This window comes from Paenibacillus sp. GM2 (assembly GCF_900069005.2).
In the GTDB taxonomy this organism is placed as follows: Bacteria; Bacillota; Bacilli; order Paenibacillales; family Paenibacillaceae; genus Fontibacillus.
Map to the genome: position 1 here is coordinate 539,958 of NZ_LN831277.1, position 18,720 is coordinate 558,677.

The 18,720-nt window shown below is 42.9% G+C and carries 16 protein-coding genes; 15 read left to right on the plus strand and 1 reads right to left on the minus strand.

Going from position 1 to position 18,720, the window contains the following annotated elements; genetic code table 11:
* Positions 1 to 18: 18 nt before the first annotated feature.
* Genes BN1360_RS05925 through BN1360_RS05950 form a run of 6 tightly spaced genes read left to right on the plus strand, consistent with a single transcriptional unit; the run spans position 19 to position 4,908 of the window.
* On the plus strand, positions 19 to 894 hold the full coding sequence (locus BN1360_RS05925) for a dTDP-4-dehydrorhamnose reductase family protein (protein ID WP_068778974.1): 876 nt from the start codon (positions 19 to 21) through the stop codon (positions 892 to 894).
* A complete protein-coding gene (locus BN1360_RS05930) occupies positions 891 to 1,970 on the plus strand; it encodes an N-acetylneuraminate synthase family protein (RefSeq protein WP_068778975.1) in 1,080 nt (359 codons plus the stop codon). Before BN1360_RS05925 ends, BN1360_RS05930 begins: the two co-directional genes overlap by 4 nt.
* A 1-nt stretch (position 1,971) precedes the next feature.
* Positions 1,972 to 2,493, plus strand: a complete 522-nt coding sequence (locus tag BN1360_RS05935) for a GNAT family N-acetyltransferase (protein WP_068778976.1) — start codon at positions 1,972 to 1,974, stop codon at positions 2,491 to 2,493.
* A gap of 20 nt (positions 2,494 to 2,513) precedes the next feature.
* Entirely contained in the window at positions 2,514 to 3,440 is a 927-nt protein-coding gene (locus tag BN1360_RS05940; protein ID WP_068778977.1) for an aldo/keto reductase, read from the plus strand.
* The gene (locus BN1360_RS05945) at positions 3,437 to 4,231 is read left to right on the plus strand and encodes an SDR family oxidoreductase (protein ID WP_069188296.1); all 795 of its coding nucleotides are present in this window, start codon (positions 3,437 to 3,439) and stop codon (positions 4,229 to 4,231) included. The genes BN1360_RS05940 and BN1360_RS05945 overlap by 4 nt, the downstream gene beginning before the upstream one ends.
* A complete protein-coding gene (locus BN1360_RS05950; protein WP_068778979.1) occupies positions 4,225 to 4,908 on the plus strand; it encodes a cytidylyltransferase domain-containing protein in 684 nt (227 codons plus the stop codon). Before BN1360_RS05945 ends, BN1360_RS05950 begins: the two co-directional genes overlap by 7 nt.
* A gap of 146 nt (positions 4,909 to 5,054) precedes the next feature.
* Here BN1360_RS05950 and BN1360_RS05955 read toward each other — a convergent pair whose 3' ends face one another.
* Positions 5,055 to 6,944, minus strand: a complete 1,890-nt coding sequence (locus BN1360_RS05955) for a glycosyltransferase (RefSeq protein WP_068778980.1) — start codon at positions 6,942 to 6,944, stop codon at positions 5,055 to 5,057.
* A gap of 298 nt (positions 6,945 to 7,242) precedes the next feature.
* Here BN1360_RS05955 and BN1360_RS05960 point away from each other — a divergent pair, with 298 nt between their 5' ends.
* The 9 genes from BN1360_RS05960 to BN1360_RS06000 all read left to right on the plus strand — a co-directional run.
* The gene (locus BN1360_RS05960) at positions 7,243 to 7,440 is read left to right on the plus strand and encodes a cold shock domain-containing protein (protein ID WP_068778981.1); all 198 of its coding nucleotides are present in this window, start codon (positions 7,243 to 7,245) and stop codon (positions 7,438 to 7,440) included.
* A gap of 342 nt (positions 7,441 to 7,782) precedes the next feature.
* Complete coding sequence (gene hpf, locus BN1360_RS05965) at positions 7,783 to 8,331, plus strand: ribosome hibernation-promoting factor, HPF/YfiA family (RefSeq protein ID WP_068778982.1); 549 nt, start codon at positions 7,783 to 7,785, stop codon at positions 8,329 to 8,331.
* A 223-nt stretch (positions 8,332 to 8,554) separates the two neighbouring features.
* Entirely contained in the window at positions 8,555 to 11,062 is a 2,508-nt protein-coding gene (gene secA / locus BN1360_RS05970; RefSeq protein WP_068778983.1) for a preprotein translocase subunit SecA, read from the plus strand.
* 392 nt (positions 11,063 to 11,454) lie between these two features.
* Positions 11,455 to 12,565 (plus strand): peptide chain release factor 2 gene (gene prfB, locus BN1360_RS05975; protein WP_148466522.1). Its coding sequence is split into 2 segments (ribosomal slippage): positions 11,455 to 11,526 and positions 11,528 to 12,565, totalling 1,110 coding nucleotides; the frame shifts between segments, so codons are not numbered across the junction.
* 118 nt (positions 12,566 to 12,683) lie between these two features.
* On the plus strand, positions 12,684 to 13,574 hold the full coding sequence (locus BN1360_RS05980) for a YitT family protein (RefSeq protein WP_068778985.1): 891 nt from the start codon (positions 12,684 to 12,686) through the stop codon (positions 13,572 to 13,574).
* Positions 13,575 to 13,858: 284 nt separating this feature from the next.
* Positions 13,859 to 14,641 carry an ABC transporter substrate-binding protein gene (locus tag BN1360_RS05985; protein ID WP_324254241.1) on the plus strand — a complete coding sequence of 261 codons (783 nt, stop codon included), beginning with the start codon at positions 13,859 to 13,861 and terminating at the stop codon, positions 14,639 to 14,641.
* Positions 14,642 to 14,820: 179 nt separating this feature from the next.
* On the plus strand, positions 14,821 to 16,467 hold the full coding sequence (locus BN1360_RS05990; protein WP_068778986.1) for an AraC family transcriptional regulator: 1,647 nt from the start codon (positions 14,821 to 14,823) through the stop codon (positions 16,465 to 16,467).
* 522 nt (positions 16,468 to 16,989) lie between these two features.
* A complete protein-coding gene (gene argC, locus BN1360_RS05995) occupies positions 16,990 to 18,042 on the plus strand; it encodes an N-acetyl-gamma-glutamyl-phosphate reductase (RefSeq protein ID WP_068778987.1) in 1,053 nt (350 codons plus the stop codon).
* 361 nt (positions 18,043 to 18,403) lie between these two features.
* Positions 18,404 to 18,720: bifunctional ornithine acetyltransferase/N-acetylglutamate synthase (locus BN1360_RS06000; RefSeq protein ID WP_195714236.1), on the plus strand; the 317-nt coding region annotated here is incomplete at its 3' end.

An 18,720-nucleotide genomic window follows, 5' to 3' on the forward strand; every position in this document is an offset into this window, starting at 1 on the left:
GCGCATTTTGGAGGAAATATGAGGATCCTTTTATTTGGTGCTACTGGTATGCTAGGACAGGCTATTTGGAAAGAGGCTATCAGACGAGGACATACTTTGTTTGGTGCGGCCAGAAGTGGAGCAGAGATTAATGTTGATGTAAATAATCCTGTCAATATTATAAGTGCTATTGATGAAGTTTCTCCTGATGTGATTATTAACGCAGCTGCACTAGTTAATTTAAGTGAATGCGAAGATGATCCAGGAAGAGCGTATTTAGTTAATGCACGTCCGGCATCGATATTATCCAGAATATCATTGGAACGGAAGATTTATTTTATACAGATTTCGACAGATCATTATTATGCGAATGATGGAGATAATCTACATCAGGAGACTGCAACAATAAAGCTGATGAATGAATATGCTAGAAGTAAGTTTGCAGGTGAGTCGTTTGCGTTAGCTTCACCATATGCCCTCGTGTTACGTACGAATATTGTAGGTTTTAGAAGAAAACGAGGGGCACCTACATTTGTTGAATGGGTTATTGATAGTCTAAAAAACAAGAAACAGATGAGCTTATTTTATGATTTTTATACATCAAGTATTGCAGTGAGCCAATTTTCAAAGATATTATTTGATATTATTCATCTCAATAATGTGTATGGGGTGCTTAATATTGCTAGCCGAGGCGCGCATAGTAAAAAGGATTTTATTGAGAGTCTAGCGAATCGATTCGGATATCAATTAGAGAATCCACTTTATTGCAGTGTTCATGAAATGTCAGCCATTCAGAGAGCTGACAGCCTTGGACTTGATGTGTCTAAAGCTGAAAAATTGCTCGGATATTCTTTCCCTGGGTTGGATCAAGTTGTAGAAGCGCTATATATGGAATCTGAGGAGGCTGGAACGTGAAGTACGATAATAAGGTAATCATTAATAGTAGAGAGATCTCCTATGATCACCCTGTTTATTTTATTGCAGATATTGCTGCAAATCATGATGGCGATCTTTCAAGAGCTAAAGAACTGATATGGCAGGCTAAGGAAGCAGGAGCCGATGCTGCTAAATTCCAGCATTTTAAAGCAGAGCATATAGTTAGTGATTATGGTTTTCGAAGCTTAAGCAGTCAAATGAGTCACCAGGCATCATGGGATAAGAGCGTGTTTGAGACTTTTAAATATTTTGAATGTAACAGGGATTGGAATGAAGAACTGGCTCTGACTGCTAAAGAGGCGGGTATTGATTTCATGACAACCCCTTATGATTATGAGGCAGTGAAATTGCTCGACCGATATATCCCTGCTTATAAAATTGGATCTGGAGATATCACTTGGACAGATTTCATTGAGTTTATAGCCAAGAATGAAAAACCGGTTATTCTAGCCACAGGTGCTTCAAACATGGTAGATGTAGAACGTGCCGTAGATACCGTACTAAATTTTAATAAACAGCTCGTATTGCTACAATGTAATACAAACTATACAGGAAGTTTAGAAAACTTTAGACATATTAATTTAAATGTACTTAAAACATATGCAATTAGATATCCACAGATGGTGCTTGGATTGTCGGATCATACACCGGGCCATTCAACAGTTCTTGGGGCGGTTGCTTTGGGAGCAAGGGTAATAGAAAAGCATTTTACAGATGACAATTCTCGTAAGGGACCGGATCATCCTTTCTCTATGAATCCAAAGACATGGGGTGAAATGGTTGAGAGAAGCCGTGAATTAGAGGCGGCTTTAGGAACTGGTATAAAGCGTGTAGAAGACAATGAACAGGATACGTATATTATTCAACGAAGATGCATTCGTATTAGTGAAGACCTGGTGGCAGGAAGTGTCATTAACGAAGGAGATTTGGAGTTTTTACGTCCAGCACCAGCGGGGGCGTTTTTGCCTTGCGATGTGAAAAAGGTGCTTGGAAAGGTGCTAAGTAAATCTAAATCAAAAGGCGATGCCTTATATGAAACGGATTTGGTGGACTAATATGTTAAAAGGCTTGTATACCGGTCTAAGGGCAATTGAAAGAGAGGATTTGGATAAACTCCTCTCGTGGAGGAATATTCCTGAGTTCAGGCGCTATTTTCGTGAATATAGAGAATTGAGCACTTCAAACCAAAATGACTGGTTTGAGAAGATTGTTCTTAAGGATATGAATACAATAATGTTTGCTATTGAAGAACTCTCCTCTGGAGAACTTTTAGGGGCAAGTGGACTCTGTTATATTGATTGGATTAACAAGAGTGCGGATTTCTCAATATATATTGGTAAAGATAATTTATATATTGATGAGAAGTATGCAGATGATGCTGCGAAAATTATGGTTACTTATGCTTTTGAAGAGCTGGGTTTACATCGATTATGGAGTGAAATTTATGACTTTGACACTTTGAAACAGAATTTTTTCGATAGATTAGGGTTTGAACTGGATGGTTGCCATCGTCACACTCATTGGTCTGGTGGTAAGTGGAATGACTCATTGTTCTACAGTAAATTATCGGATTGTTAATTTGAAAATGGGGTTTTATTATGAAATTAAGCTTGGGTACTGTTCAACTTGGAATGCCTTATGGAATTGCTAATCGATCTGGAAAGCCGTTGAAGCATGAAGCTTTTGAAATAATTAAACTAGCCAAGAACAGCGGGATTAGCATGTTAGATACTGCAGCTGGATATGGAGAAAGCGAGGCTATCATTGGCGAGTATTTTATGGAGGATAGTCTCTCTGTACAAGATAGTTGTGAAAGGAAACCATTCCAAGTAACGACTAAGATTAGTGAAATAGAAGTAGATAAAGTATATACGCAAGATGAGATATATAATGTGCTTGAGAATAGGCTTAAGGAATCTTTGAATAGATTATCGCTTAACTCGGTTGATTACTGTATGCTTCATGCGCCTATTAATATGACTTCGCATGACGGCAAGGTAATAGATGCTTTAAACGGGCTCAAAGAGCAAGAACTAGCCCGAAAAATTGGGGTGTCTGTTTATACTCCAGAAGAGGTAGTACAATTTTTGAGTATAAAGGGACTAGATGTTATTCAAGTACCTATTAATATATTTGATCTTAGGTTAATACAGTCTGGCTTATTAGATTCTTTGTACAAAAAAGGAATAGAAGTTCATGCAAGAAGTGTACTTTTGCAAGGATTATTTACATTAAACCCTGAGAAACTTCCTCAACACTTAAAAGAAGCTAGGCAACCGCTTGAATTGTTAGGTAAGTTATCGAAAAAGTGTGATCTTTCTCCTGCCCAATTAGGACTTCTGTTCATTAGAGACTTCTGTGAAATTAGTCGTTTAGTAGTCGGGTGTGAGTCTAAGCTGCAACTCGCCGAGAATGTTGCAACTATGCAGCTTCCAGCACTCGATCAAGCTATTAAAGATGAGATTCTTCAATCTTTTGATGGTATCTCTGAAAAGATAATTAATCCGAGCAAATGGGGACGATGATAGTGACACATACATTATTTGATCTTACTAATAAGACGATTATAGTAACTGGTGCAACAGGGCATTTAGGAATTGCAATGTGTGAAGGCTTAGCTTCAATGGGAGCAAATATTGCTGTTGCCAGCAGGGACCTCAATAAAGTGAATCACCTTGCTCGAAAATTGTCTAAGAAATATGGAGGAGATCATCAGGGCTTTCAACTAGATATATCTGATGCAGAATCAGTCCAGAAGACAATTACGGAAATAATTACAATATATAAAAAAGCAGATGTTTTAATTAATAATGCAAACTTTTATTCAATGGGAAAAGTTGAAGATTACTCTGATGATGAATGGGTTAAGGGGATAGATGGCACAATCAACGCAGTACATAGATGTACTAAAGCAGTACTTCCTCATATGCTTGAGAATGGCCGAGGGAACATTATAAATATTGGATCAATGTATGGGGTGGTATCACCGAACCCGGAAATCTATGGGTCATCAGGTCAAAACAATCCGGCAAATTATGGGGCAGGTAAGGCTGCTATAATTCAATTCACAAAATATTTGGCATGTCATTATGGAATAAGAGGAATTCGTGCCAATTCAGTCTCACCCGGTCCATTTCCTAATCCGAAAGTTCAGGAAAACAAAGAGTTTATTAATCAGCTTAGTCAAAAAACTGCACTTGGAAGAATCGGACATCCCGATGAGCTAAAAGGCGTACTAGTTATGTTAGCCTCAGATGCCTCAAGCTATATAACAGGACAAAATATTTGCGTTGATGGTGGGTGGACAGCTTGGTAAAAGTAGCGGCAGTGATTCAGGCAAGACTCTCCTCGACACGTCTTCCAGCCAAAGTTATGAAAGATCTTAACGGGAAGACTCTAATTGAAAGAGTCGTAAATCAAGTTAGACTCTCTGAAGTAGTGGATGAAATATGGATAGCTACTTCAACTAGGCCTGAAGATGATATTCTTGAGCTTATGGGTAACAAGCTGGGGGTTAATGTCTTTAGAGGAAGTTTAGGAAACGTCTTGAAGCGATATTACGATACAATGCAGATTTCTAATGCAGACATTATTGTTCGTGTTACTGCGGACAATCCTTTTATGGAACCGACATTTATTGATTGTGGTGTTGAATATCTAAAAACGAACAATTTAGATTATGTGAGTTTCGACCAAATACCTTACGGTTCTGGAGTAGAAATTATTAAGAATGTCGCTCTTGGAAAGGCATATTCGTCCTCAATTGAAGAATATGATCGGGAACATGTTACACCATATATTCGAAATAATAAGGATATTTTCAAGTTAGGCACAATAATTCCAGATAAACCGGAACTGCGAAGACCGGACATTAGCGTAACCATTGATACAATGGACGATTATGTGAAGTTATATAAATTAATCAACTGTCTTGAAGATAGAGGCCATCGACTTTCTCTTACCAATGTAATTGAAATCTGCAATAGGGGGTAAAATGGGAAATAGACAAGATCGCTTGTTTAGAGCATTTACATTTATAGGTTTAATTATGACAGGGCAAAAGGAATTCACTTAAAAGGGGACATCCAATTCTTAGTTATAACTAAGAATTGGATGTCCCCTTTGGTTTAGGTTCTATGCTATAAATTTTTTTTGAAATGCTGGTAGTATTGGAATACCAAGTCGACATCGTACTTATAATTACTATTTGTGCTACTTATATTTTGATAATAAAATTCTTCATTTGAACACAGTTCCCAGGTTTTCTCTAATAGTTGTATTAGTTGATTGTAGTGCCTATTTTCCTTTTTGTAATGTACTTGTATAGAAAGTGTAGATAAATATAGAGTTTTGATACAAAGTTTAAAATACATTTGTCTTAAGAGGTCAGAATCCTGTAAACATATCTCGAGATTTCTAATAATTGAAGTAAAATCTTTATGTTGGTCCATCCTACTTTCAATGTTTGCATAATTAGGTATTGTGGTGGGGGAATTCATTTCATTTTCATCAATTCCAATGTCTGCTTTTTCTGGCTTTCCTTCAAGTATTAAAGTAGTGCTTGTGGTTCGTACATCTCCGTACTGACATAACAACAACTCCCAATACATATGAGGGTAATAGAAACATACGCTATTTTTTAGATTGTCTTTGATGTATTGAATTCCTTCATATTGCTTAAGTAACTTAGTGTTGAATATAAGTCCTGACATATAATTTGAAGTTAGCATGAATTCTAATAAAGCATCCTTCCCACGTCCACTCTGAAGATCTGCAAATTTATATTGTGAAGTAGTTGATGTTTTCATCATAGCTAACTCAGTTTTTGAGGAGTTTAAAGTGTTCATTATAGAAGGCAAAACAATTAAGTTTACTAAGTCTTCATCACTTAACAATAATATAAATTTACCACTTGCCAATTCGCAAGCTTTGCACAAATTTACTGAAAACCCCTTATTTTCATCAAAAGCAAAGTATTTTATCCGTGAATCTTTAATTTCCTTGATTTTATCATAATATACTTTTGTTTTATTTTGTGTTCCATTATTTGAAATAATAAACTCTATCTCTTCATCGTAATAAGATTGTAAAAGATTTAGGATATTGTTATATGCCCTATTTCCCCTGTTATAACTTGGGATGCAGACGCTAAGTAAAATACGGTTTCCTTTTCTATTATCTTTATGAATCCGAGACTCATGGATTCTAGTAATAATATCTTTGCCTTTTTCGCTTTTATCTACAAGATTAATAAAATTTCTTGGGAGATATGCGCTAGTATTAATAAAATAATCCTGTAGTACTTCGTAATTATCAAAGAATTTGACATTAGATATTATTTTGTCATCTAATAATGCACCTTGTAAACAGGAAAGAAATTTATTTATTGTGTTTATTACGACATAGGTTTTTTTATTAGTTTTCTTGATAGAGTTTGTATACGTTAAAATGTTGTACCAATTCCAATCCTCGAATAACAAATAATCTGAAAAGGCTTCTATAGCGGGCACCGGATTAATGCGTTGATACTTATATAATGATATTTTCTCTTGTATTAGTTTTTGTTCTTTGTCATACATATAGTATTCATTTAAAGTTCCAGTAGGGAGTAACCAGAAAGGTAATTCTTGATACTCTGGAATATTGTTAACATGAATATATTTATTAGAGATTAGAAATTTGATATTAGCATCATAAATATTTTTAAATTCATTAAGATTAGGTGTAATAAAGGCTTCCACAAGTAAATTTTCTATTTCATCTCTTGAATAGCCATATTTTTGAGCTTTTATGAGCATCTCAAAGAAGGATTGGAATTCAGCTACAGAGAATAGAAAATAAGCAAATGAAATGTACACTTTAGCTTTGATTTTGTTATCGGTTTTGTTATTTATTGTATTTTCTAACTTTGTTATTAGACTCGTATATCTTTGATAAGCTTCATCTCCGGATCCGTTATTAATAAATCCATTTATAACTAATAATTCTTGATCGATCAGCTGATCGATTTCTTGTTCATTATTTTTCATTGTCATTCTCCTTTTTTTGCATACGATATATATTATCGGTGTTATCTTGATAATTTTAAAATAATAAAAGTTGATGACTTATGTTTGATTTTAAAAGGTTAACTTAATAATTTTATTACTATATTGGTAGGTTATACATTATAGTTAATACTTTTTAATCAACAATCATTTACAACTAATTTACAATAAAACCTTTTCTTTGGTAATTGACACTGGTTAAGTTTGGGTGGTATAGTCAAAAGTGAGGGCTTGTTCATAAGGACTGACTCTTACTTGACAATGAAGGGAATGTTAGTGCATGCAAGGTAAAGTAAAATGGTTTAACGCAGAAAAAGGATACGGTTTCATCGAAACTGAAGAAGGAACAGACGTATTCGTACACTTCTCCGCTATTCAATCCGAAGGCTTCAAGACTTTGGAAGAAGGTCAATCCGTAGAATTCGAAATCGTTGACGGAGCACGCGGACCACAAGCGGCTAACGTAATCAAATTATAATCATCCGGCATTAATCAAGCCGACCTACATATAAAATGTGTGATGGTTAACAATTAGAGATTCGCTAGCAATCAGACCCTGGGCAACCAGGGTTTTTTTATTGTGCCAAAACCTAAAATCTTGCGTGTATATGAAGGATAATCGGTGCAAAGAATAATGCGGCTTACGATCAATTGAAATGGACGAGATCGCTTGCTTTTTGCCGGGAAATTGTTGATGAATCCGATGAAATTAATCGAGTTGACCGTCCATGAATTCGCCATTAACTTGCCGTTTACATTTTTTACTTTGGGTTAATATGTGTGGTATAATGAAGGTGCAAAGTCAAAGGAGGAGTGCCCTATGAATTATAGTATTCGAGGACAACAAATTGAAGTGACAGAAGCCTTGCGAGAATACGTAGACAAGAAGCTCAGCCGACTTGACAAGTATTTCGATGTACCGCCGACTACGGGTGGTAGTGTAACGCTGAGTGTTGTACGAGGCTTGCATGTAGTCGAAGTCACAATTCCTCTTACAGGCGTAGTGCTCCGCGCCGAACATCGCAGCGATGATATGTACGCATCGATCGATGGGGTCGTGGACAAGCTGGAACGCCAAATCCGTAAGCATAAGACGAAGATCAACCGTAAATTCCGTCAGGAGAGCGGTCTGAAGAATCTATTTGTTGAAGGTCCCGTGAACGGATCCGCTCGTGAGGCAGAAGAAGACGAGCTGGAAGTAGTTCGGACGAAGAAATTCAATCTGAAACCGATGGATGTGGAAGAAGCTATTTTGCAAATGAATATGGTAGGTCATAATTTCTTCGTATTTGCCAACATTGAGACGAATGAGACTAATGTAGTGTACAGACGGAACGATGGCAAATATGGATTAATCGAGCAAGAATAGCTTTAGCAATTCGTATCCATTCATGACGATTGTTGGAATGCAAATGGTAATTCTTTCAATTGAAGTAAAAGGAACGAGCCTTTATCCGCTTAGCGGATAGGGCTCTTTATTCATAATAGGAGCAAATTGCTAATGTTCCACAGTGATGCCGTGTGTTGCGGCATTGATTACAAACTGTTACAATTTAGGCAAATCATCTGTATATGCGTGAAAGGGGTAAATCATGCTGGGATTAGTGAAGAAGATATTTGGCGACACGAATGAACGTGACGTTAAACGTCTTATGAAGACGGTAGATATTATCAATAAATTGGAACCCGAGTTCATAGCTTTAACGGACGAGCAATTGCAAGGGAAGACGGCAGAGTTTCGTGAACGGATCGAGAAAGGTGAAACTCTGGACGAATTGCTTCCAGAAGCTTTTGCTACAGTAAGAGAAGCTTCCAAGAGAACGCTTGGTTTGCGTCACTATGATGTGCAGCTGATCGGCGGTATGGCTTTGCATGAAGGAAGAATCGCGGAGATGAAAACCGGTGAAGGTAAGACCCTGGTGGGAACCCTACCGGTTTATTTGAATGCTCTGCTGGGCAAAGGCGTGCATGTCGTTACGGTCAATGACTATTTGGCACAACGGGACAGCGAGCAAATGGGACAGGTCTATAACTTCCTTGGCATGTCGGTTGGCATCAACCTAAATGGCATGGAGCATGAGGACAAACAGGCTGCTTATGCTTGTGATATTACTTATGGTACAAATAATGAATTTGGCTTTGACTATTTGCGCGACAATATGGTCCTTTACAAAGAGCAAATGGTACAACGTCCGCTGTACTATTGCATTATTGACGAAGTGGACTCGATCCTCATTGACGAGGCGCGTACCCCGCTGATCATATCCGGACAAGCTCAGAAATCGACGGAGCTTTATTATTTTGCCGATCGCTTTGTGAAGAAGCTGGAGCGTGAAGAAGATTATACCGTGGATATCAAGGTCAAAGCTGTAGCCCTGACGGAAAAAGGGGTAGCCAAAGCAGAGAAAGCCTTTGGTATCGAGAATTTATATGATCATAGCAATATCCTGCTGAACCACCACGTTACCCAGGCGCTAAAGGCGAATGTCATTATGCGCCGTGACGTGGATTATGTCGTGACCGAAGACGAAGTTCTGATCGTCGATGAATTCACAGGCCGGATTATGCAAGGACGTCGTTATAGCGATGGATTGCATCAGGCGATTGAAGCGAAGGAAGGCATCGAGGTTCAGAATGAGAGCATGACGCTTGCTACAATTACTTTCCAGAACTACTTCCGAATGTATCGCAAGCTGGCTGGCATGACCGGTACAGCGAAGACGGAGGAAGAGGAATTCAAGAAGATTTACGGGCTTGAGGTGCTTCAAGTACCAACGAATCGTCCGAATCAGCGGATCGATATGCCAGACGTGGTCTACAAGAGCGAAGAAGGCAAGTTCAGAGCGGTTGTAGATCAAATTGTAGAACGTCATAAAAAGAACCAGCCAATCCTGGTTGGTACAGTGTCGATTGAAAACTCTGAGATTCTCTCCGAGATGCTGAAGCGCAAAGGTGTCCCTCATAAAGTGCTGAACGCGAAGTACCATGCTGAAGAAGCTGAGATCATCTCGCGCGCGGGCGAGCCAGGCTCCGTTACGATCGCCACGAACATGGCGGGACGCGGTACGGATATTTTGCTGGGTGAAGGCGTATCCGATGTTGGCGGCTTGCATATTATTGGTACAGAACGCCATGAATCGCGCCGGATTGATAACCAGCTGCGCGGTCGTGCCGGACGTCAGGGCGACCCAGGTTCGACGCAGTTCTATCTGTCGCTGGGCGATGAATTGATGAAGCGGTTCGGGGCCGATAACGTCATGAACATGATGGAACGTCTTGGCTTCGAGGAGGATCAACCGATTGAAAGCAAGATGATTACACGTGCTGTTGAATCCGCTCAGAAGCGGGTGGAAGGCAATAACTTCGACGTACGTAAAGTCGTATTGCAATATGACGACGTGATGAACCAGCAGCGTGAGATTATTTATAAGCAACGCCGCGAGCTGCTGGAATCGGAGAACATCAAGCAAATTGTGGTGGATATGATTAAGCCGGTTATCGAGCGTGTTGTTGCGGTGCATACTGCGGATGACATTCCGGAGAACTGGGAACTGCAAGAGATTGCTGATTACGTTAACTCGAAGATACTTGATGAAGGTGCGGTCACCCGTGATGATCTGTGGGGCAAAGAGGCCGACGAAATGGTCGATTTCATCTTTGAGAAGGTTATGGCGAAATATGATACTCGTGAGCAAGCGATTGGTCCTGAACTGGTGCGTGAATTCGAGAAGGTTATCGCTTTGCGTGCTGTAGATAGCAAATGGATGGACCATATCGATGCGATGGACCAATTGCGACAAGGTATCCACCTGCGTGCATACGGCGGTACGGATCCACTCCGCGAGTATCAATTTGAGGGCTTTGAGATGTTCAATGAGATGATTGCCTCGATCCAGGAAGAGGTTGCGACTTATATTATGAAGGCGCAAATCGAGACGAACCAGGAGCGCCAGGCGGTTGTGGATGAGGACAAAATCTCCACTAGCGGCGAACCGGCAGAGAAACGTCCGGTGAAGCGCAGCGACCAAGTAGGACGCAACGATCTGTGCCCTTGCGGCAGCGGTAAGAAATACAAACACTGCCACGGACAGAACGCATAATTGACAGCGGGGAGCTTCCGTGAATGGAGGCTCCCTTTTTTCTTTTTTAATGGGGTGTCCTATTGTGATTCACCCTAGAAATGTATAAAATGAGCGTAAATACTTTTAGAATTTGTTCAAAAGTACGGTTTTCAGCACCGAAGCTTAATCTTCCGATCTGCGCCTTTTCAAAACGCTTCAGTTGAATGAAATAGGGACAGAGGAGCGGAGCATATGTATTTCGGAGCTTGTACGTAAGCCCCTGAAATGTTTTCGGAGGAAACATCCTTCGTAAGCATTGGCTTAGGCCCGGGCGATTACAAGCTTGGATGTCGAATAAGCTCTCGGTGTTACTTTGTAATCCCAAGCGGACTTTTTGAACAACCTCTTATCCAGGAAGGTGATTGAACAGCATGATCGATCCAAGTGTAAAGCATGACATGAGGGAGATAGCTACGCGACTAACGAATCTTAGGGGGTCTCTTTGACTTAGACCTGAAGCAGGAAATGATCGCGAATTACGAGGAAAAGATGGCGGCACCGGATTTCTGGGATGACAATGACAAGGCCCAGGCGTTAATCGCGGAGATGAACGCAGTGAAGTCGTCTGTCGACCAATATAATACATTGCAGCAGGAGTATGACGACATCGAGATGATGGCCGAACTGGCTGAAGAAGAGAATGACGAGGCGTTGTTGTCCGAGATCAGTACCTCTGTAAGTGCATTGTTGAAGAAAATGGAGGATTTCGAGCTTCAACTGCTGCTGAGTCAGCCATATGACAAGATGAATGCGATTCTTGAGCTGCATCCGGGTGCGGGAGGGACGGAATCTCAGGACTGGGGCTCCATGCTGCTGCGGATGTATACGCGGTGGGCGGAGAAGCGCGGCTTCAAGGTTGAGACGCTTGACTACCTGCCAGGGGATGAAGCTGGGATCAAGAGTGTTACGCTGTTAATCAAGGGCTATAATGCCTATGGATACTTAAAAGCAGAGAAGGGTGTGCATCGGCTGGTGCGCATATCGCCATTTGATTCCTCCGGTCGTAGACATACCTCCTTTGTCTCTTGCGATGTGGTGCCGGAAATAACCGATGATGTAGATATCGAGATTCGCACAGAGGATCTCAAAATCGATACGTACCGGGCGAGCGGCGCGGGCGGTCAGCATATTAACACGACGGACTCTGCGGTACGGATTACTCACTTGCCGACCGGGATCGTCGTAACGTGTCAGAACGAACGCTCGCAGATCAAGAACCGCGAGCGTGCTATGACGATGCTCCGTTCCAAGCTCTATGAACGCAAGCTGGAAGAACAGCAGAAAGAGCTGGATGAAATCCGCGGCGAACAATCGGATATCGCCTGGGGCAGCCAAATTCGATCGTACGTATTCCACCCTTACAGTATGGTCAAGGATCACCGCACCTCAGTTGAGACCGGGAATGTGGGCGCTGTAATGGACGGGGATCTGGACGCGTTTATCGATGGTTATTTGCGGAGTCAGATCCGAACTGAATCGTAATAAAGGGAAATCCTACACATGTCAGGTAGAGCTGGGGAGAGAAAGCTACGGGTACGTCTCGTCCGCCGGCTCTCCCGGTGTGTAGGTTTTTTTGAATCATAGCTAAGGAGGAACTGGGGTGTCGTCAATAACCCGCAAACGAAGGCTTAATGAATATTTCCCGGTAGATGGGCCGATTCGCCATACCGTCGATACGATGATGATTATTGCAGGTTCTTTTATTACGGCGCTGGCCTTCAATCTATTTTTATTGCCAAGCAATATTGCATCCGGCGGAGTTTCCGGCATCTCGGTCATTATTCAGTCGGTATTCGGCATTGAGCCAGCGTATACGCAGTGGGCACTTAATATTCCTTTATTTATCGCAGGTTATCTGGTCCTGGGACGCAATTATGCTATCCGCTCCTTGCTGGGCACAATCGTCTTGCCGCTCTTTGTCTTTATGACCAAGGACTGGTCTGTTCCAACGACAGATCTGCTGTTAGCCTCTCTCTACGGCGGCATTGGTGTCGGAGTTGGTCTTGGGATCGTCTTCCGGGGACGCGGATCAACCGGGGGGTTGTCGACGCTGGCCCAGATTATCCAGAAGCTCACCCGCCTGAACTTATCGGTATGTGTCGTGATGATGGACGGTATGGTTATATTATTGGCGATGTTTGTCCTGTCTCCAGAGAAGGCGCTTTATGCGCTTATCGGCCTCTATATTACCGGCAAGATTATCGACATGATTGAGATGGGCTTCAATTATACGAAGGTGGCCTACATCATCGCTGACAAGACGGAGGAAATATCTGAAGCGGTGCTGAAGCATTTGGACCGGGGCTTGACCAAGCTGGATGCCCGTGGTGGATATACAGGGGAAGAGCGTACCGTGCTCATGGTCGTCGTTGGTCAAAGCGAGGTAACAAGTCTTAAAATGCTAGTGCAGTCGCTTGACCCGAATGCCTTTGTTATCATTACGAATGCCCATGAAGTTTTGGGAGAGGGCTTCAAACGAGTGCAGGAGTAGTATATGATCTGCGGTTCAAGATGGAGAAATTCAAACCATATTTACATTGGAAGGGCGCACTCTAAAGATTCTCTGGAGTGTGCTTTTTTACTGCACGGGAAGGGAAACTTACAGGGCAGAAGAGGAGCGTTCGCTTGCTCCCAGGGTATTAGTACTTTGTATAAAATCAAGACAAGGATTGTCGTTTGTCCATTGATCAAAAACAGAAGAGCCTATACACTCTTATTATTGATAATAATAATCATTATCATTTATATTGATATTTAGTAGGGGGATTTTGCAAAATGGGAAAAAGAGCTCTTCTTGCACTATTAACGATTGTACTATTAAGTATGCTGTTGTTTGCTTGCGGCAACCCGAAATCCGGTACGTCCGCCAACGCTGTACGTCCATTTACAGATTATAAAGGTCATCAGGTGGATATTCCGGCAGCTCCGCAGCGGGTTATCTTTTGGGGCGAGACTTATGGGGATCTGTTAGCTATTGATGCGGATGTCGTAGGAGCCGGTTTTTTTGCGATTGACGGTTTTGTATTTGAAGACCAGGTCAAAAATGTTGAGGATCTTGGCTTCCCTATCAATTTGGAGAAGGCGCTTGAATTAGAACCGGATCTGATTATTACGGCGAGTACGGATGACAAGGAATACGATCAACTGTCGAAAATTGCTCCAACCGTGATGTTTGATACTTTTGAGGAGCTGGATGCACGCATGCTGCAAATCGGTGATCTGGTTGGAAGAAAAGCTGAAGCCGAACAGTGGCTTGCGCAATATAAAGAAAAGAAAAATCAGATGTGGGCCACCCTGCATCAGTCAGGTGTTCAATCGGATGAAACCGCATCAGTGTTAACCTTCTATCCGGGGAACCGTTTGTTCGTCATGGCAAGCACGGGACTCTCGCAGGTGATTTATGAACAGGGAGGACTGAAGCCATTAGAGAATATCCAGGAGCTGCTGGACGAAGGTACAGGCTTTAAAGAAATATCGATGGAGCTTCTCCCGGAGTACGCTGGAGATCGCATTTTTGTTCTGATACCAGTGGATGAGGAAGCGAAGAAATCGACATAGGACATGCAGGCGAGCTCATTATGGAGGAACCTTCCTGCGGTGCAGAAAGGTCATGTATATACGATCGATATATTAAAATCGGGAAGCGACGCGCTAACTAGACAATGGCTGTTGCAGGAGATACCCAATCAGCTTGCCAAATAGTTGTTAATTCTAATGCTTACAGGAGCTTGCGGCTTATGAATAATCAGAAAAATGAGGCGGCCCCGCTTCGCAATCTGCTCTTCCATTTGTCAGATACAGAAGCGATCGATCAGCCGGTCGGTTGGGAATCGGAATTATACGTGTCGGACAGCCATACTGTTATCGTTATTCTAAAGGGCCAAGGCAGTATTTATGTGGGGGAGCATGAGTATCTATTGGCAGCGGCCAAATGTTATCTTTTGTCGCCAGGCCAGCAGTACCAGCTAAAGAACGAGTATGACTGTGGAATAAGCTTGTATCGAATTACTTTCTCAGTCATTGAGGTGGGGAAGAATACGCATAAAGCGTATTTAAGAAACTTTATATCGGGTCGCGTGGAACTGACGGTCTTTCCCAGTGTTCGGCTCATTCAAATGGCACAGGAGTTGTTTGAGGGACATGGCGAGACGGGTGGCCTGGAGGTTAGCAAGCAGCAGCTTCGCTTCCATGAGTTTATCCACGTGCTGATTGAGCATAATCTTCATGCCGGGCAATCCAGTCATTCGAAACAGGCGGTTGAAGGAACGATTCGTTATATGGAGAGCCATTATATGGACCCAATTACGGTGAAGGAACTGGCAGATTCTGCCCATGTCCCGCACTGGCGATATTCTTCAATATTCCAGGAGCTGACCGGAAAACGTCCGCTGGAGTATTTAAATGATCTGCGCATCGATCACTCCAAGCATTTGCTCGTCCGTACGAATGAGCCGCTGCGAGAGGTCGCCCGTCAGGTCGGGTTCCTTGATGAGTACTATTTTAACCGCAAGTTTCGGCAATCGACCGGAATTGCTCCGAAACAGTTCGCACGGTACATGCGGAAATACAAAAAAATAAAGGATTGGACAGGGCATATTGTGGATATTCCCGTCAAGCCGGAACGCATTATCTACTATGGGGAGACGCTTGGCGATCTGCTGGTTCTTGGCATTGAACCTATAGGCGGGATCTTTCCTATGCATGTGGCTGCAAGCCGGAATTTACAACAGAGCATGCAGGACGTAGGGCATCCGATGAATCCTGATAACCTGGCCAAGCTTCGGCCCGATTTGATCATTTTTGCGAATGCTGACGAACGGCAGTACAATCTGATATCAGGCATTGCTCCTACCGTTACTTTCAATTCGTTCGCGCCGCTTGCTGTCCGGCTGCATGTACTGGGGGAAATGCTGGATCATAGGCTAGAGGCAGAAAAGTGGCTGAACAGGTATCATGCAAAAGCGGAGGCAGTCTGGAAGCAGTTGAGCTCCTTAGTTGATCCGGGCGAGACAGCCTCCGTACTCCAATATGATCATGGCAGACGATTGTATGTCATGGGATCAGCAGGGCTAACTCCAGGGTTGTATCATCCGCACGGTTTCCGACCGGTTTCGAGAGTGCAGAAGCTGCTGAATAACGGAGAAGGGTTTGCTGAAATTAGCGAAGAAGACCTGTCTGCTTTTGCCGGGGGTCGTCTTTTTATGATGCAATCAAAGTATGCGGAATCCAGGGCAGCCATGGAGGATTTAATGAGCAGTCGAAGCTGGCGCAACCTGCCTGCAGTGCAGCGGGGGCATATATACGAACTGGAGGCTTCTGAATGGAATTATGGGGACGCTATTACGCAGGAACTGCTGCTTGAACTCCTTCCGCAATTGCTATAACCCATTATCGGAAGGACGGCGGGCAGAGCAAACACTGGATTATCTACAGTGAAATATAAGAGTTTGCTCATAAAGGGAGAATGATAGCATTCTCCTTTTTTGTTGTTCGTACGATATGTTTTGGGCACGGCAATTTGCTAAAGGCATGTTCAAGGCCCCTAATGACAACAGGGTATAGCAGCAAAATAATTAATGGTTGTATTTATATAAGCACAACCGTATAATAATACATATTAATTACGGATTTATACATTGGATCTTATAGAAATGAGAGTTCAAAAAGACGGGTCTCCAGTATTCAGAAGGTTGGGTGAATCCAGGGTGTGAGGAGCGCAGCGCAAGAGTTTGTACGGGAGCACCTGAGATGTTTCCGTAGCGATCATGACTTCGTAGGCATCCGTTTAGACCGGAGTGAATTCAAGATTCGATGCCAAGCAGCTTCCTGAATTGCTGCATGATCAAAAGCGGTTTTTTTTTGAACGGTCTTTAGATACTAATCTCGATGGGAAGAGGGGATATAGGGTGGAAGCTGTAAAAGTGAAGGTAGCGATCATTGGTTCCACGGGCTATGGAGGCGTGGAGCTGATTCGTTTTTTAATGGGACATCCGCATGTAGAGATTGTATCGGTGATCTCATCCTCCAGCGCGGGCGAGCCGATTGCTGATGGATTCCCGCATTTGTCAGAGCTGATGGTACAAAATCTGGACGGTGTTGATCCACAGGAAATTGCAGAGAAAGCGGACGTGGTGTTTACAGCAACCCCTTCAGGAGTCAGCAGCAAGCTGGTGCCACAGCTTCTTGAAGCAGGGCTGCGCGTCATTGACTTGTCAGGTGATTTCCGGATTAAGGACAGAGCGGAATATGAGGCTTGGTATAAGCATGAGGCAGCGGAACAGAAATGGCTTGATCAGGCCATCTACGGATTATGCGAGATTAATGGGGACCTTGTGATCGGTTCAAGCTTCATCTCCAATCCTGGCTGCTATTCTACTACGACACTCCTTGGGCTGATTCCTGCTCTGAACGCAGGCTGGATTGATCCGACAAGCATTATTATCGATGCCAAGTCGGGCGTATCCGGTGCGGGACGGGGAACGAGCCTGACCACACATTATGCGGAAATGAATGAAAATATGAAAGTATATAAAGTAAATAAGCATCAGCATATTCCGGAAATCGAACAGGAGCTGTCCCTCGTTGCTGGTAATCCGGTAACAGTGACCTTTACAACGCATCTGGTGCCGATGACCAGAGGGATTATGAGTACAATGTATGCAAAATTGCAGGGGGATTATACGGAAGAAGGACTTGTATCGTTGTATCGCGAATTTTACGCTGGAAGACCATTTGTGCGGATTCGTGAAGCGGGCAAATGGCCGGCAACGAAGGAAGTGTTCGGCTCAAATTATTGCGATATCGGCTTTTCTGTAGACGAGCGGACCGGAAGGGTCACGATTGTTGCCGTAACGGATAATGTTGTCAAAGGTGCAGCGGGTCAGGCAATACAGAATTTGAATCTGCTGATGGGCTGGGACGAGACAACCGGACTTAAGCTGAGTCCTGTATATCCCTAAAAGTTCAGAGGGTCATAAATGCTTTAAGGAAACTACAGATCGCTATTTCCCCAAAAACAGCGGCAAACTTATTTTAACGAAACCCCATATCGTTATTCGGCGGAAATCCGGGATATTGATCCTAAAATCGTCGCAATAGCGATATCCAGTTTCATTAAAATTTCCGGAGGCCTGTTTTGGTGCAAATAGCGATACCCTGTTTCCTTAGATGAAAAGGAGAAGATCGCAAGGGCTCACAGCCAAGAGAACGAATAGGATTACGTCGACATATGGAAGTACAGTCAGAAGAACAGCGGTACAGCAATTCAGCAGCTTAGCTGTTTATAAGATAAACAGGATTCAGGAAATGGAGAGGATCGTCATGGGAGTGGTTAGTTTATTTCAGGTTGTTCCGGAGGGCTCGATTACTTCGCCGAAGGGGTTTCAGGCCGGCGGACTGCATTGCGGCCTGAAGAAGACCTCGCGCAATGATCTGGGCGCGATATATTGTGAGGTGCCGGCGACGGCGGCGGCGGTCTACACGACCAATCTGTTCCAGGCTGCACCGCTGAAGGTGACGCGGGAATCGATCGCGTCCAATAACGGTCAGCTGCGGGCTGTGGTCGTGAACAGCGGCAACGCCAACGCCTGCACCGGCCGCCAGGGCGAAGCCGATGCGTATGCGATGCGCGCGGCAGC